This window comes from Vibrio sp. A37 (assembly GCF_059777565.1).
Genome location: NZ_JBLNLI010000001.1, coordinates 621,120 through 636,669, shown reverse-complemented (window position 1 = coordinate 636,669; position 15,550 = coordinate 621,120). Strand labels below are relative to the sequence as shown.

Sequence of the window (15,550 nt, the reverse complement as noted above, 5' to 3'; positions counted from 1 at the left end):
TTTTCCAGGAGGGGTAATATGCAGTGGAAAAGGTTGGTCGCACTAGCCACGATTGTTGGTGCGCCGTTTACGTTTGCTGAGCAAACTATAGAAGAACGTGTAGAGCTTCTAGAGCAGCAAGTAGTGAACAATCGAATACAAGATAGTGATAACGACAAATTTTCATTTGGAGGGTATTTAAGTCTGGGTGCCGCATACCAGAGCCAGCTCTATGGCTACAATGGTATGCCTACCAATACGCACATAGATTGGAGTCAACAATCACTAGTTGGCTTACAAGCCGATTACAATTTTAATGAAAGAACAAGCCTCGGCGTACAAGGAGTAGCCAAAGACTCCAACGATTGGTCTCTGGATATCAGCTGGGCTTTCCTCAAACATCGCTTTGAATCAGGTATAACTGTTCGAGCAGGACGGCTTGGACTACCTCTATATATTTATTCTGATTATGTCGACGTAGGCTATGCCTACCCATGGGTTCGCCCCCCTAGAAACGTGTACGCAATTTCAGGGCTAACGTCTTACACCGGTATTGATGCTACATATACGTTTGACCTAGATGTAGCAAGTATCCGTGTTCAGCCTTTTTATGGGTATACGGTCGCCAATGACGACAATACTGGCTTTGGAGACATTGACTTCCCAGTAGCGTACGGGATGAATGTTACCTTGAATTACGATGATATGATGTTCAGGGTCGTCGGAGCAAAAGGAAATGGTGCGACTCTGACAAACAGCGAAGGTGGTAACACCGTTCTAATTCCGGGTATACCTGCTCCCGCAAACATTGCTGCGACCATCGATGATGAAAATGCTTGGTTTATCGGTTCTGGCTTCTCTTATGATGATGGTGAGTATTTGGTCATTGGTGAGCTAATTAGGCAATACATTGGGGGCGACTACCCCGACTTCAATTCCGGCTATATTACTCTAGGCTACTACTACGGGGACTTCCTGCCTTACGTAACAGCAGGTTTTTTGCGCACAACTGACGATGATCTTCGCGAATCTAGCTCCATTTCTCAAGCTTTCTTAAACCAGTTTTACAACACTTATTCAATCGGTGTTAGATGGGACCTATACGAGAATATGGCGTTGAAAGGCGATGTAACATTAGTAAATAACTTTGGAGATACTAATGGTGGCTTAACTGGCAAAGCTGCAGAGTCCCTCTCTGGACAACCTACAACCGACGATTTACTCGTATATAGCTTACGATTGGACATAACTTTCTAGGAGGCAAATTATGAAATGGCATTTTTTAGGGTTTGCTTTTTTGTTGAGTATCGCAAATACCGTTAATGCTGAGATCGTCGTTATTGGTTCGAGCAATATGCCGGAACTTTCTAAATCTCAGGTGAAAAACTTATTTTTGGGCAAGCTAAATAAGGTATCAGGTGTAGATCATGTCCAAGTCCTTTATTTGGAAAAAAGCAATCCAACTAGAGAAGAGTTCAATAAAAAAGTATTGAAGAAACGAGAGAATCAACTCAAATCATACTGGACCAAAATGATGTTCACTGGGGAGGCAAAAATGCCAGAAAGTGTTTCAAACAGTGCAGCAATGATAACCAGCGTTGAAAATAGCTCAAGCACCATAGGTTATGTCAATGCAAAGGACGTTTCAGGATCGGTAAAAATCCTATATAAACTCCAATAAACCAACATAATTATAGTGATAGCAGGCTGTTCGAGTCAGCGGTTCGAACAGCCAGTTATTTTGCCATATCTAGGTGAATATATTAGAGCATGTTTTAATGATCTAAATATAAATAATTTTGCCAACTCTTCATCCGAATCAGTACCTTTCTCATCACCGCGACGTGCGTAAAACTGTCCGAATAAACGGCAACTTCGACGGCCGTTCCTTGCGGCAAGTTATATTTTGAAAGATCATCATTCACTTTTAATTTTACGAACACTCTTCCATTTGTACGCAACCTTTCAGTACCTAAAAGAGCTCCGCCAGCTTGTATTTGGCTTTCACCAATTGCGGGTAACACATCGACCACCTCTCCCGAGAATACATGCCCGGGCAACGCTCTAAAAATAAACTCCGCTTTGAATCCAGGTTGCAAACGGAGCAATGAGTTTTGTCGAAAGGCCGCCGCATACACCCTATCCTCACTATGAACAAAGGTCATGACTGGTGACAATGGTAAGGGTACCGCCATCACTCCAGGCCTTAATGCAAGCTGAGTCACATAACCATCTGTGGGAGCTCTGACCGTCGTTTGAGATAAATTAAATTCGGCTTTTCTCAGCTCTGCCAAGAGCTCCGCGACAGCGGTATTCTGGCCACCTATTTCCGAATCTAAGGCTATTTGAGCTTGTTCTTGCTTTTTCTGAGCGGCTGCAAATACTGCTTCTGCCGCTTTATAGTTTTGTAGTCGAGTATCCAGTTGCTGCTCGGTGAACGCTCCCTTATCAAAACCACGTTGATAACGCTCATATTCTCGTTTTGCTTTATCTCTATCAGCGAGCGCCTTAATTTTTTGAGCCTCAGCCTCGGCGACACTAGATTCCAAACCAAGCGCATTTTGATTCGCTTGTTTCACCTTTGCTTTAATCTTTGCGACTTCTGCTTCATAAGGAATAGGATCGATTCGAAACAAAACATCGCCCTCCAATAAGGGCTGGTTAGCCTGTATCGGAACATCGATTACTTTGCCTTTTACTCCGGATACAATAGGTGTCGTGGTATAGACTTGGTTGCCAATCGAAGAGAATGGATGATTGTAATTCATCAACAATATCAAAGCACCGACAATAACAACACCACCAAGAACAGCAGTAGGAACACTCCACTTGTTTAGTGGAATTTTAAATATTTTAAAAATCGCTATACACAAAGCGGTATAAGTTAAGATCAGAAGTAAATCCATTATTCTTCCTCCTGATTTTTTGATACCTGCTGCAGTTGAGCATTTTCCGATTCTAAACGTGCTACTTGCTGTTGAAGCTGCTCTATATTCTCACTAAGTTGTTCGACTCGATGATGGATATCTTGTTGACCTTGCTCCAACTTACTAAAACCCCATCCTCTGTCTTTTCTCCACAAGGTTGCCCAAATCCACAGAAATGGCCATATCGTATGCAGCGTGAACAAACTTACCCAACCAGAAACATGGATAGCGTCCTGATGAGGATGATTACGCTCCTTAGCAATTTCATAAGGAATATCATGGATGACAATAATTCCGTAAAAAATAACCAAAGCAACAAACACAAGTAAGACAAGTGCAAAGTAATCCAAAAACATAACGATTCCTTGTTCTAAAGAATTATCGATTCCATTCTACAAAGCGATATCTTTTAAATTAACGAATTTACAATCAAATGCTCGAATTTTTGTAATAGATGTGAGTTGGACTTAAGTAATTTGACTGGAGTTAGCTTTGCTTCAAATAACTGGTTTGAGTTTCAGGCTCTTACCTTATTTTTTCATAGGTAACTCAAGAAAGAGCAATAACCAAGTAAATACAAACTACACGTTCGTTGAAAGTTTAAATGGCTAACTGAATACCTATAATTCAGTGATGACTCTTTTAATGCTTAAGACAATATCAAATAGTTATTCTTCCCTGATTTCTTAACTTTATACATGGCTTCATCAGCGTTTTTTTGTAGTGAAGAGGAATCGATCGCGTCATTCGGATAACTTGCGCCGCCAATGCTAACGCCGACTGAGAATGTGCCTGCATTATTTGAAATAGGCTGGCTAACATTGGCTATTATCTCTTTACATATTCTCTCCACGGGCTCAACCGAAGCCACATCACCAATAATGACAATAAACTCATCACCACCGATACGACAGCAACTGTCAGTACTTCGAATAATACCGCTCACTCTTTCTGCTACAGTCTTTAAAACCAGATCTCCAGCATCGTGTCCATACGTGTCGTTTACTGCTTTAAACCCGTCAAGATCTAAAAATAGTAGATAAGTAAGCGTTTTATTGCGTTTGGCTAAATTAATCGCCATTTCTAACCTATCTTCTGCTAGTCGCTTTGTCGCTAACCCAGTCAAATCATCATAGTTTGCCAGCTGCTCTATTTTTTGTTTCTGTTCAGCGAGCTCTTCCAAAAGACTTGCTTTGAGTAGATAGACATTTTGTAACGCACGTACTGCGCCATATCCGGTCATCGACATAATTAATAAACTAGAAATCCAAGTAAATGGGCTATTGGGCAATTTAGAAATATCAATTTGTGGTGTTATTTGAGCGGTGGAAAATAGATACGCGATAAAGCCGAGTAAAAGGACATATAACCCACCCACGAACAAAACCAACTGCTTAGATCGGCTAATACTAAGAACTAACAACAGCAACATGAACATACTCGCTGCATTCCCTGAAACACCATAAGATAAGCCAAAGGTCAATGTAGAGCTGATACCTACTATAAAACAACAACTAACTAGGAAGGTTTCCAGTAGGATGATGGGGCAAGATTGTCGATAAAAAAACAAACCCCACGCAATGACAATTATCAATATATGCACAATATAAATAGGCGAATACCCGGTCACTAACCATCTCGACAAAGAGATTGGTGCAACCAAAATAATAAGTGCGAGTAACCAGTAGAACACACTTTTTAGGGAGCGGGTTTTATAATGTTCGATTTTATCTTTATGTTCCATATAGCTGCGCTTCAGTCGATCCTGTACCTAGTTCAAACTGTTGGTATTAAACTCAATATATTAGGTTATCTTCCAGTCGTATTTTCAAACACCAATGACACCACCACACCGCCCTCTTCACGATTAGCAACGGTAATTCTACCGCCGTGATGTTGCATTATGTCGTAACAATAAGTAAGTCCCATTCCTAATCCATCTCCAACAGGTAATGTGGTGTAAAAAGGATCGAAGACACGTTTTATCATTTGTGGGGCGATCCCTACTCCATTATCAATAAGTTGCATCGCTAGTCTTCCCTCTTTCTCTTTCGCGACGATAGAAATTTGTTTAGCGCTTTCATTGGTATTAAGGGTGCAAGCCTGAAGCGCATTTTTTATCAGCTCATTAAACAGTCGCTCAATCTCTTTCGCTATCCCTGAGATATAACTAAGGTTTTCAACGCTAGGATGAATTTCAACCTTAATATTTTCAGGTATATCAAATTGGCTTAATGCCGTTTGAAGGCTGGTATAAATATCAATATCGCTAAAATCATCGCTTTCTAGGTAATTGTGGCTTGAGTACTGCTGAAGTGCCGTCACTATATTCTTTACTCGTTCTACTCCTTTATTTGCATCACGCAGGCTATCCAAGAAGTCGCTTGCTACGTGTTCGATATGGTTACTTTCATACCAAGCAAGCAGCTCATTTTTTTCCTCTTCCGGCAAGTTGGCTAACTTCGGCACTACCTTTTCATTCCATTGAATATATTGAGAAAGGTATGACAGGCTCATCTGCAAGTTACTGCTCACTGATCCCATAGGATTATTGATTTCATGAGCAACACCTGCAGCCATGGTGCCGATAGAAGCCATTTTTTCCGATTCAATCAGCTTATCCTGCGTCTCTTCTAACTCTTGATTTGTTGCGGTGAGTTTTTGATTGGACAAAATCAAGTCTTTTGTACGTTGTTCAACCTTTGCTTCCAACGACTGATTCGCATCCTCTAATTGCTTTTGGTAATCCTTTGCCAAAGATTCAGAATAGCGTAACTGCTCGACCATGTTTTTAAATGCCACCGATACTGTAGCAAGCTCATCACTGCCTTTTACATTGAGCTTTATGTCGCGATCACCACTAGCAATGGTATTAGCCGCTCGCTTTAACTCAGAAAGCCTTCGTGTTAAGTATGCTCCTAGTACATAAGAGAAGAGCGCAACCAACACCATCTCGCCCAAAACTATCAACATACTCCATTTTTTAGCTGAGTTAATCTGTTGATTCAGCCTCTCCATATCAAAACCAATCCAAACAGAACCATAATTTAGACCTGATTCATCAATAGGCGAGCTCACATCAAACGTACTATCTGCCACATCTTTTGAGCCGGACTCTAATATGTTTTGCGAATACTCCTTAGGTACTTTTCCCGCAAAAGATAGTAACTGTTCACCTTCACCAAATACTGCCACATACACAATATCTTTATTTTTCAATAATTCATGAGTAAACGACTCAACCGTTGCAAGATCGTAAGAAAGAACGGCATTTTTAACCGTCGACGAAAACAATCGCGCGGTTGACGTGGCGCGTTGATCCATCCCCTCATAGTTGGTGGTTTGTAGATAATTCAAAGTTAGAGAAAGCAAAATAGCCAGTAGCACCGCTTCAATTAGTGCTACACCGAGTATCGTTTTAAGCCTTAAAGACATCGCTACTGCGCACTATTGGTAGCAAGTAGATGGTTAAGTAGTTTGATGTCTAAAGAGCGAACATCATCCCATTCACTATTTGACGCCGCTTCTATTCCTTTGAAGTTAATCCTTTTGAGCAATGCTTTTCCCTCTTCAGTGCTGTTAAGCGAAAGTAACGCTTCTGCGATACGTTTTTGTTGCTCTTGTGGCATATTTGGGTGAGTGGCAAATGCATGTGGTGTATAGGCTGGCGTGCGCCAGAGCACTTTCAGCTGTTCTCGAACCTCTTCAGGCGTGTTGTTCAAGGTGCGCTCAATGCCTCCTCCGGCCTTAAAGAAACCCTTACTGACATTTAAATACACCGAGTCATGAGAAGAAACATATTTCGGATCAAACGGAACACGTTTTTGCTCGAGCACCGCCCTTGGAATCACACTAGCAGCAAAAGCAGCTGGAGAAGGGAAAGCCAGTTTCTCACCAGAAAGCTCAGACAATTCTTGAATCGTTGAATCTTTGCGCACCACGATTATCCCACGAATTTTCTTATCTTTTTGTTTTGCTATCGCGTTATATCCAGGTTTTTGGTGGAAAACCGTATAGTGATAAGGGTTCATGTAAGCGACGTCGTACTCTCCTGCAGCCACTCTTCGCTCAAATTCAGGTATGTTTTTGGCAGTTCTAAAGACGACTTCCTGTCCGGTCTGCTCAGATAAATATTTAAGAATTGGCCCCCAGTTATTGGCAAGCGTAATCGCTGACTGTTGAGGGACGATCCCAAAAGTAATTTGTTCAGAATAAGCGGAGACTGAAATGAACAAGCTTACACATATAATTATCAGTCTTTTCATTAATAACACCTTGTTTTCCTAGCCCAAATTAAGCTTAGACAAGTTCTGTTATTTTTCTATTTTCCACCAAGCATTATATGAAGTTACAAAGACGTTGAACCTTTTCGCGATTATAAGTGACACCATGACAAATCAACCTACCCAACCTACCCAACCTACCCAACCTACCCAACCTACCCAACCTACCCATTTTAAATTTGATTCTCACAATGAAAACTTTTCAAGACTAAAAATTAAATCATTAAATATCAACAAGTTAAAACTGGCACATTCCTTGTTATATAGGTTTTAACACTTCATTTCAGGAGCTTAAAATGACAAGGAAAGCAATTTTAACGCTGTTTTCATCGCTTATATTTAGCACACAAGCGATGTCTACTCCGTTTGATTCTTGTCCAAGTAAAGCCTACTTGTTTCAGGCCACACCTGTGCAAGTTTATGGTGTCAACTTGGTCACTGGAGGCACTTCTTTAATTCAGTCTGATACAGGTCTTACCGCCAACATAAACGGTGTCGGTTTCGACTTCGAGGATAGGTACATTTATGGCTATGACACAACCAACAAGCAACTCGTTCGCTTAGGTCAAGATTTTAAAGCGCAGGTTCTTAACACCAACGGCCTGCCTACCGATCACACATTCTTCGTTGGTGACGTCTACAACCATACGTACTACCTGTATCGCCAAGGCAAAGGTCTATTTAAGGTCGACCTTTCTCCATTAGATTCTGATCCAAATGCAATATTGGAAGTAGAGAAAATATCGAACAACGCTTCTGTTCGGCTTACGGATTTCGCGTTTCATCCCCAAGATGGGATGCTTTATGGCGTTGATAACTCAACAGGACACTTGTACCAGTTTGACGTTGATACCGGTTCAGAAAGTTATATCGGCGATATAGGAGAAACAGGCACCTTTGGCGCAGGCTATTTTGATGTAAATGGCTACTACTACATATCTAGAAACTCCGATGGTCATGTTTTCCGAATCGATCTCTCAGATGAAAACAACATATCAAATGGCTTGGTCACAGCGGAGTTGTTTGCCAATGGCCCTTATTCGAACCAAAACGACGGCGCTCGTTGTGCCAATGCGCCAATCATAGATGAAGACTCGACGATTGATTTTGGTGACGCTCCCGACTCTTATCAAACAACCTTGGACTCCAACGGGCCAAGACACACAATCGGTACAGATTACTGGCTAGGCTCTATCGCTCCGGACGGTGAAGGCGACGGTTTGCTTGCTCCTTTGGATGACAATAAAGCAGGACTGCAAGATGAAGACGGGGTTGGATTTGTGACTGCCGTCGAAGCAGGTTTAAACGCCATTGTATCAGTCACGGCTTCAAGAGAAGGCTACTTATCTGCATGGATTGACTGGAACCAAGATGGTGATTTCACCGATGAAGGCGAACAAGTATTTACCGATGTCACTCTCTCAGAGGGCCGTAACTCGCTCTTTATCGAAGTGCCACAAAATGCAACTGCTGGATCAACTTGGAGTAGGTTTAGATTTAGTGAACAAAGTGGATTAAAACATTATGGAGGCGCGACCTCAGGTGAGGTAGAAGATCACCCTCTACTAATAACCAAAGATGGGACCGCTGTTCGCTACTACCCTAGCTCATCGAGCTACGCTACCATCGCTTACGAAGATAATTGGCCCTACACCGCTGATTACGACATGAATGATGTGGTAATCAGATACCGCGTGACCGAGACAGTCAAAGACGGTCGAGTTGCACGAATGGTGATTGAGGGTTATTTAGCTGCCTATGGAGCAAGTTACCCAAGTGGCTTCGCGATACAATTATCAGGACTAACTCAATCAGATATTGATACCGCGCTAACCTATCAATATCACAACGGTGAAAAGCTAGAATCCAACGGCTTAGAGCAAGATTCTACCAGTGCCATATTTGTTGTTTCAGAAGACCTCTCGACCAATAAAACGGACCAATGTAACTTTTATCGCTCAGTTCAATGGTGTCAGGAGGAGATTAAATTCTCGTTTGAGCTAGACATAGCAACGACAGAAGATGCCAACACATCAAACCTAATTTCTATGCCTTACGATCCGTTTATCTTCGCTACACCCGGCAGATATCATGGAGATGGACTTCCTCTGCATCCGGGAAGATCGTTAGAAATTCACTTAGCAGACCACGCACCAACTGAAAAGTTTGATGATGAGAACCTATATGGTTTGGGCGTTGACGCTAGTGATCCTACTCAGCGTAAGTACTTTAAAACATCAGGAAATTTGCCATGGGCGCTGATTGTTCCACATGAATGGCAATGGCCTTTAGAGCGTGTCGATCTGGTCCAAGCCTATCCATATTTTGCAGATTACGCAGAGTCTGGAGGCCAATCAAAACAGGATTGGTACCTAGAGCAGAATGCTATCGCGAAAAATATATTTATACCCGAGGAGTAAACCATGAAAAGGATACTATTCATTCTTATCATTACCCTGCAGCTCACAGCATGTGGCGGTGGAGAAGGCGAAGGTGACACAGGTGATGTCGATACCAATACACCGAGTACAACCGGATCGACAGAAAGCCCAGATCCAACAGTAACTACAGTAGTCACCGCAACGCCTGTTGAAGAAACTACCCGAACAATGTCAGAGCTAACCGTACCAGATGACTTTGCCTACAACCAAAATTCCAGTTTAACGTACGTGGTAGATATTAGTGGCTACTCGACCAACAGCGCGTATATCTCGATATACAGTGAATACACACAAGAGTCTGATGGCAGTTATACCCCGCAATTCAATAGTAGAGTCGCAGCTTCATCGCTTAGCAATGGACAAGCAACACTTGAGTTTTCCGTCTCCAGTGGTGTTAGCACATTGCTGGCAGAAGTTCAGTTTTACGACGGAAGCGACCCATTGCAGAACGAACTATCAAGCAGTGAAAACTCTTGGGTTTGGTAGGAACTTGCATAAACTCCCCCCAACGTGGTTACAACGCCTTTAGTGTGGCCACGTTTTCTTTTATTAAACCAAAATATTGCGGAGAACTTACTCTAGGTAATACCAAGGAAATTTGGCTATTTCATCAAATTAAATTCGTACAATTTAGTCAATAATGTGATAGTTCCTAGTTCAAGTAATTATCTACTATGACATCAAACTCACCGTTATCTTTCATTTCCAACAACTTTTGATTTAGCTTTTCAACAAAGTCGCTCTTGAAAGGAAATTTATCGGATTTGGATGTATAACCAATGTATGTAGACTCTGAGCTTACAAACATCACAGGAACCAGCCAGTCAGTGCTTTGAATATCTCCTACATGGGATAAGTTTTTCATAACCCACCTAACAGAAAATTCTATATGTAGATAGCAAGAATTTCTCTTTTTATAAAGCTTTAGAATGTTTGCCTTAGTGGTTTTAGCTTCAGATATTATTATTTTTCCTTTATCTCTTGCATCCCAAAACTTTTTTCCTCCCATTTGATAGCCTAAGTTTATGCCAATAGATAAACCAAAAAAACTGTCAGGCCAAACCAAATTCTTGGGCAGTTTTTCAAACACATCTTTCCTGCAAAAAATGATGACATCTTCATCGATTATTGGGACAGAATATGGAGAGATATAGGGCCTGAATTCAGGCAGGTAGTATGGTGGAAGAAGTGCAAACCCCTTACCAGTCTCCAATAGTGACAACCCTCTTTTCCAAGGGACCGGAGAGATAACGATATTGTAGTCAAGCATAAGCTCACCTGCTCTTCTAACAATATCCGGGTAGATACCCACAGCCTTACCATTCTCAGTATAACTAAAAGGAGGGTAACTCTCATCCGAATATATCTCAACGATTCTAGTTTCTGCAAAAAGAACATTTGAATAAATAATGAGAAATATTAATGGTATAACTTTTATACAAAACGCCACATTAATACCGATTCCATTCATTAACACAATTAACCCAATAGAAAGGCGGTCAAGCCATTCTAGAATACAAAAGTATTTCCTGACCCAACCTCGTATTCTCATATTGAAGATTAAGTATAGTTGTTGAATTTCCCTCAACTCAATTCTTTTCTATAGGTAGTTTCTCGTTCTTGACCATCAATTAATTAGCGTGAGCAATCAATGTCAAAAAGTGGGGTGTTTATTACGATAACGCTTGTCTATATTAATCATGCAAGACGAAACAAGAGCAAATCTCTAAATACTGATTAAAAACAGCCTTCTAACCCACATTCTCATATTGAAATACTCATTTTCAAAATGACAGACAAAGCTTTTCTCAAATTGACAATCATTCCCAAAATAAACTTAAGCTTTTGAATATTATGATATTTAATTTTGGCACACTTCATGCTCTTTTTTGATTATTCAGAGCAGTTTTAACATTGCACATTTGCCAAAAAGGAAATATCAAAATGGAACTACGTACAATCAAAGTAAACGATACTCTTCTCACTTTAACTATCGATGGCAGCCTAGATGCTGAAGGTTGCCGCCATGCGCAACCACATATTGATGAAGTGATTTCTCTAGATAGATTTTCCGACGTCGAACTGGACTTTCGCAATGTGAAGTTTCTCGATTCTTCTGGTGTCGGCGCTGTCGTCTACCTCTACAAACGCCTTATCGAACGCAAGCGCAACATGCGCATCGAAAATGTGAAAGGCCAACCTTTAGAAATCATTAACTTGCTTCGAATTGGCCAAGCAATACCGATTAATTCTCACACCCAATAAAACAAAAACTGACTTTAAAGGGACGTTGGCATGCGTAAACTATTTCAATTCACAACAATCATTGCTTCGGCCTTTCTAGTGGGATGCTCTAGCTACCCACCAGAAGGAACCGGAGGCCTTGCTGAACAGTACACTAATGAAAGCTTTAGCCCAGTGATGCCAGACGAGCCACTAGGACCAGAACATGGCCTTAGATTCGATTGGCAACTCACCAAACTTCACCTCGATGTTTTAATTCGAGAGGGAGCAAAGTGGTGTTTTCCAGCAGCGGTTGTTCAAGCGCTCGAAAAGCAAAACCGAATAGCTCGTGAATTGGATGGAGGTTTACTGCTAGATGCTGCAAATGATCTCATCATTCAAAGGAAACGTCTTAACCAATTAGAACTACAACTCGATTATGTAACCAGTCAAACACGTTGCGTTCCCCCTCAAAATGAGATGGAAGCAGAAATGCAAATTGCTGTAGTTGAAACTCTGTTTAATTTACTCAATACCGATAACCAATTTTCAGTTAATTCTGCGGAGATAAACCCGAAGTTTATGGGGAATCTATCTAAATCCGCATCTTTACTGAGAAAGCACTCTAAATTGAAGTTATCTGTCACAGGTCATGCGGATAAAAATGGCAGTGAAGAACAAAACCAAAAACTCGCCATGGCGAGAGCAAAGCAAGTTAAGCGTTACTTAATCATCTTTGGTCTTGAGCCAAACCGAATTGAAACTCATTCATTGGGCGAAAGCCTACCGTTATTCGAAGGTGAAACACCAGCCACTTATCTGACAAACCGCCGAGTCAGTGTCGAAATTATTTCGCCTGTCAAACAACAACAGCCACATACTTCTGGAGGCTTCTATGACTTACGTTAATTGTCTTTTAGTATTCTTGTTAGTGTTTACTGTTAATGTTTGTAGCGCTGAAGAACAACGTGTCAATGTCGGTGATTTAATCCAAGTTAACTTACCCGGAGAACAGACGCTCAACCGAGGCTTCCAAGTTGACAAAAGAGGTCGAATCGAATTGCCTGAAGTAGGACAAGTGTATGTCGCCGGGTACAAAGAATCGCAACTCAAAAACGTAGTGTCTACGGCTCTAAGTAAAGTTTTTCGCGATTTATCAAACCTTACCGTCGTGATTGCGCAGCAACAAATTTTGGTCTCTGTTCAAGGTTATGTGGTTTCACCGGGTGAATACACGTTAAACAAAAGTGCCGGTATTCAGATGGTATTGCATGCCGCTGGCGGTTTAAGAGCTGGGGCGCAACTAGACAAAATGCAGCTCAAACGAGCGGGTTCTAAACAAACCTTTAATTACAAAGCATTTTTAGATACTGGTGATGAATCTCTACTGCCTCAGCTCCAGTCACTCGATACAATTTTCGTCGCGGCTTCTCCTTTAGTAAGCAATATAGAGCAACAATTTGACGCCGCTAAAATGGCAAACGCTGGCGACAGTGGTGACAGCCGTAAAGCGATTAAAGTATTCGGTGAGGTCAATGCGCCCGGATCGTTCTCCTTCAAGTCGAACACTGACTTAGTAGACATATTAATGCGCTCAGGTGGCGTGACCCGATATGCTGGCGTGGAACAAATCAGAATCATCAGCAACAACGTCCCTACACTTTTCAATCTGAAAAAATATCTAGATTCTGGTGATGAAAAGCTACTACCTGAACTTGCTCCGGGGACAACTATATTCGTTCCTAAGCAAGAAGAAGAAATTAAATCTGGAGCCAATACCGTCTACATCATGGGCGAAGTAGCAAGCCCAGGAGCCTACGAAGGCAAACAAGGTGCTACGTTTATGGATATCCTTGCCAATGCGGGTGGTCCAACCCGTTTTGCAGAATCTCGACAAATACGTGTCATTAAAGCCAATGGTAGGGTTGTTAAGTTTGACTTAACTGCATACACCGAAGGTCTAGATGGTAGCGCTCCACCCAATATCCAACCTGGTGACGCGATATTCGTACCAGAGAAAACGGATATGAATGAGAAATCATGGCTAAAAATCTCACCGGACAGAGCCGTTAACGTGATTGGAGAAGTAGTAAGACCGGGACGCATTGAATGGTCTCAAGAGATGGACTTTATGGATTTACTGTCTCATGTAGGAGGTCCAACACTACGTGCTGATACAACAAAAATAGAGATTGCCGATCGCAGAGGAAAGACAACCGTCTTTAACTTAGATGAATTTATTCGTGAAGGTGCTCCATCAGATAAATTGCCACAAATTCAAGCTGGCACTATCGTCCGTTTGCATGACCTTCCGCAAGATCCTTCTGATAACAAGTCTCAGTGGGTAAGACAAAGCTCAGATTCATCGATTTACGTGTTTGGACAGGTAAACGCGCCGGGTAGATATCGATTTAACAATAATATGCACTTTCTAGATATTTTGGCTGCTGCCGATGGCCCAACAAAAGATGCAGATATTCACAATATCCGCATCACACATCGAGACAAGTCATACGCGCAAATTCAGAAGCTGAACCTGTCGCTGTACTTTGAAACAGGTGACGAAAGTCTACTGCCAAAGGTTAAAACTGGCGACACTATTTATATCCCAGAGAAGTCGAAAAACTGGCTGGATAGATCAAAAGAATCAACAGTACGTGTTCTAGGTGCTGTCAACAAACCAGGCCGATATGTGTTCAACGACAATATGACAATCCTAGATTTGCTTGCACAAGCAGGCGGCCCTAATGACAACGCTTATTTAGAAAAAATTTCGGTAGTGAATATGTCTTGTTGCCAAGGTCAGGCAAGAACGTTTGACCTAATAAAGTTTAGCAAAACAGCCAACATTCACTTACTGCCTGTTCTGAGGGCTGGCGACATGATCTTCATCCCGGACCGTCAAGATAGCTTTATCGAAAAAGCTCGAGATAGCTTAGAAGACATACTTCGATTAACCACGACCATCGTTTTAATAGGAGCACTATGATGACTATTCCAGCGACCCATACTGAAATTGAGCAAATTTACTTAGCGGCTGAGCTAGCCGGTTGCGGCTCCCTATGCATCACGTCTTGTCAATCGGGCGACGGGGTGACATCTATCGCGACTGCTTTAACTGAAAGGTACTTACTCGCAGGGCACAAAACTTTGCTAGTCGATTTAAATATCTACAATCCTTCTTTAGAAGAACTACCGTTGAATGAGCCCCAAAGCCACGCAAAAATAGAAGGCAACTGGGTATCTCATACTGCAACTGGCTTAGTGTTTACCGGCGTTACGGCCCCTACAACGCAATCAAAGACCATAGCGTATAGAGATCCCAATCATCTATCTAAAGTCATTCAGCGGTGGAATGAAGACTACGATCGTGTAATTGTGGACACCTCTCCATTACTGCAAATCAATAGCCGAAATATCCCTGCTCAAACCGTTGCCAGCTCATGCGACAAAACCTTGCTGGTTGTTAAGGGAGGGGTAACGACAAATAACCAGCTACAAACTGCGCTTACTTTGTTGCAATCTGGTCGCGTTTCATTGATTGGATCTATCCTCAATTTACAAGATCAGCCCACTCTTGGTCAGGAGCTCATACGACAACTGAAACGTATATCGTTCCTCCCTAAAAGCTTCAAGAAAAAGCTCGAACAACAGATTTTAGCCAGCAGTTTTCTATCGCAATCAGCGTAATAATTCA

14 protein-coding genes are annotated in these 15,550 nt (G+C 41.8%); 8 read left to right on the top strand and 6 right to left on the bottom strand.

Annotation, left to right across the window (positions count from 1 at the left end; translation table 11 throughout):
* The first annotated feature begins 18 nt into the window (after window positions 1–18).
* Together ACM2FC_RS02655 and ACM2FC_RS02650 are read left to right on the top strand one after the other, a co-directional pair.
* Complete coding sequence (locus tag ACM2FC_RS02655; RefSeq protein WP_498479277.1) at window positions 19–1,236, top strand: hypothetical protein; 1,218 nt, start codon at window positions 19–21, stop codon at window positions 1,234–1,236.
* Between the two features lie 10 nt (window positions 1,237–1,246).
* On the top strand, window positions 1,247–1,660 hold the full coding sequence (locus tag ACM2FC_RS02650; protein ID WP_498479276.1) for a type 2 periplasmic-binding domain-containing protein: 414 nt from the start codon (window positions 1,247–1,249) through the stop codon (window positions 1,658–1,660).
* Between the two features lie 94 nt (window positions 1,661–1,754).
* Here the strand turns inward: ACM2FC_RS02650 and ACM2FC_RS02645 are convergent, their stop codons facing one another.
* The 5 genes from ACM2FC_RS02645 to ACM2FC_RS02625 form a co-directional block, all read right to left on the bottom strand.
* Complete coding sequence (locus ACM2FC_RS02645) at window positions 1,755–2,885, bottom strand: HlyD family secretion protein (RefSeq protein ID WP_498479275.1); 1,131 nt, start codon at window positions 2,883–2,885, stop codon at window positions 1,755–1,757.
* Entirely contained in the window at window positions 2,885–3,262 is a 378-nt protein-coding gene (locus ACM2FC_RS02640; protein WP_498479274.1) for a DUF3302 domain-containing protein, read from the bottom strand. Before ACM2FC_RS02640 ends, ACM2FC_RS02645 begins: the two co-directional genes overlap by 1 nt.
* 293 nt (window positions 3,263–3,555) lie before the next feature.
* Window positions 3,556–4,650, bottom strand: a complete 1,095-nt coding sequence (locus ACM2FC_RS02635) for a diguanylate cyclase domain-containing protein (RefSeq protein WP_498479273.1) — start codon at window positions 4,648–4,650, stop codon at window positions 3,556–3,558.
* Between the two features lie 65 nt (window positions 4,651–4,715).
* Window positions 4,716–6,341, bottom strand: coding sequence for an ATP-binding protein (locus ACM2FC_RS02630; RefSeq protein WP_498479272.1), 1,626 nt, complete (start codon window positions 6,339–6,341; stop codon window positions 4,716–4,718).
* A 2-nt stretch (window positions 6,342–6,343) separates the two neighbouring features.
* Entirely contained in the window at window positions 6,344–7,171 is an 828-nt protein-coding gene (locus ACM2FC_RS02625; RefSeq protein ID WP_498479271.1) for a phosphate/phosphite/phosphonate ABC transporter substrate-binding protein, read from the bottom strand.
* 314 nt (window positions 7,172–7,485) lie between these two features.
* Here ACM2FC_RS02625 and ACM2FC_RS02620 point away from each other — a divergent pair, with 314 nt between their 5' ends.
* Together ACM2FC_RS02620 and ACM2FC_RS02615 are read left to right on the top strand one after the other, a co-directional pair.
* Window positions 7,486–9,609: an LruC domain-containing protein gene (locus tag ACM2FC_RS02620; RefSeq protein ID WP_498479270.1), complete on the top strand. Its 2,124-nt coding sequence runs from the start codon at window positions 7,486–7,488 to the stop codon at window positions 9,607–9,609.
* 3 nt (window positions 9,610–9,612) lie between these two features.
* On the top strand, window positions 9,613–10,116 hold the full coding sequence (locus ACM2FC_RS02615) for a hypothetical protein (protein WP_498479269.1): 504 nt from the start codon (window positions 9,613–9,615) through the stop codon (window positions 10,114–10,116).
* A 166-nt stretch (window positions 10,117–10,282) separates the two neighbouring features.
* Here ACM2FC_RS02615 and ACM2FC_RS02610 read toward each other — a convergent pair whose 3' ends face one another.
* Window positions 10,283–11,101 carry a substrate-binding periplasmic protein gene (locus ACM2FC_RS02610; RefSeq protein ID WP_498479268.1) on the bottom strand — a complete coding sequence of 273 codons (819 nt, stop codon included), beginning with the start codon at window positions 11,099–11,101 and terminating at the stop codon, window positions 10,283–10,285.
* Window positions 11,102–11,574: 473 nt separating this feature from the next.
* Here ACM2FC_RS02610 and ACM2FC_RS02605 point away from each other — a divergent pair, with 473 nt between their 5' ends.
* From ACM2FC_RS02605 to ACM2FC_RS02590, 4 genes are read left to right on the top strand one after another with little or no spacing between them, the layout of a single operon-like run.
* Complete coding sequence (locus ACM2FC_RS02605) at window positions 11,575–11,895, top strand: STAS domain-containing protein (RefSeq protein ID WP_498479267.1); 321 nt, start codon at window positions 11,575–11,577, stop codon at window positions 11,893–11,895.
* 30 nt (window positions 11,896–11,925) lie between these two features.
* Window positions 11,926–12,762: an OmpA family protein gene (locus tag ACM2FC_RS02600; RefSeq protein ID WP_498479266.1), complete on the top strand. Its 837-nt coding sequence runs from the start codon at window positions 11,926–11,928 to the stop codon at window positions 12,760–12,762.
* The gene (locus ACM2FC_RS02595) at window positions 12,749–14,842 is read left to right on the top strand and encodes an SLBB domain-containing protein (protein ID WP_498479265.1); all 2,094 of its coding nucleotides are present in this window, start codon (window positions 12,749–12,751) and stop codon (window positions 14,840–14,842) included. Before ACM2FC_RS02600 ends, ACM2FC_RS02595 begins: the two co-directional genes overlap by 14 nt.
* Window positions 14,842–15,543 (top strand): P-loop NTPase family protein, encoded by a 702-nt coding sequence (locus ACM2FC_RS02590; RefSeq protein ID WP_498479507.1) that lies wholly within the window; start codon window positions 14,842–14,844, stop codon window positions 15,541–15,543. Before ACM2FC_RS02595 ends, ACM2FC_RS02590 begins: the two co-directional genes overlap by 1 nt.
* Window positions 15,544–15,550: the final 7 nt, after the last annotated feature.

Coding starts and splice junctions, on each gene's coding strand:
- ACM2FC_RS02655 (WP_498479277.1), top strand. CDS start 19: ATGCAGTGGAAAAGGTTGGTCGCACTAGCCACGATTGTTGGTGCGCCG.
- ACM2FC_RS02650 (WP_498479276.1), top strand. CDS start 1,247: ATGAAATGGCATTTTTTAGGGTTTGCTTTTTTGTTGAGTATCGCAAAT.
- ACM2FC_RS02645 (WP_498479275.1), bottom strand. CDS start 2,885: ATGGATTTACTTCTGATCTTAACTTATACCGCTTTGTGTATAGCGATT.
- ACM2FC_RS02640 (WP_498479274.1), bottom strand. CDS start 3,262: ATGTTTTTGGATTACTTTGCACTTGTCTTACTTGTGTTTGTTGCTTTG.
- ACM2FC_RS02635 (WP_498479273.1), bottom strand. CDS start 4,650: ATGGAACATAAAGATAAAATCGAACATTATAAAACCCGCTCCCTAAAA.
- ACM2FC_RS02630 (WP_498479272.1), bottom strand. CDS start 6,341: ATGTCTTTAAGGCTTAAAACGATACTCGGTGTAGCACTAATTGAAGCG.
- ACM2FC_RS02625 (WP_498479271.1), bottom strand. CDS start 7,171: ATGAAAAGACTGATAATTATATGTGTAAGCTTGTTCATTTCAGTCTCC.
- ACM2FC_RS02620 (WP_498479270.1), top strand. CDS start 7,486: ATGACAAGGAAAGCAATTTTAACGCTGTTTTCATCGCTTATATTTAGC.
- ACM2FC_RS02615 (WP_498479269.1), top strand. CDS start 9,613: ATGAAAAGGATACTATTCATTCTTATCATTACCCTGCAGCTCACAGCA.
- ACM2FC_RS02610 (WP_498479268.1), bottom strand. CDS start 11,101: ATGAATGGAATCGGTATTAATGTGGCGTTTTGTATAAAAGTTATACCA.
- ACM2FC_RS02605 (WP_498479267.1), top strand. CDS start 11,575: ATGGAACTACGTACAATCAAAGTAAACGATACTCTTCTCACTTTAACT.
- ACM2FC_RS02600 (WP_498479266.1), top strand. CDS start 11,926: ATGCGTAAACTATTTCAATTCACAACAATCATTGCTTCGGCCTTTCTA.
- ACM2FC_RS02595 (WP_498479265.1), top strand. CDS start 12,749: ATGACTTACGTTAATTGTCTTTTAGTATTCTTGTTAGTGTTTACTGTT.
- ACM2FC_RS02590 (WP_498479507.1), top strand. CDS start 14,842: ATGACTATTCCAGCGACCCATACTGAAATTGAGCAAATTTACTTAGCG.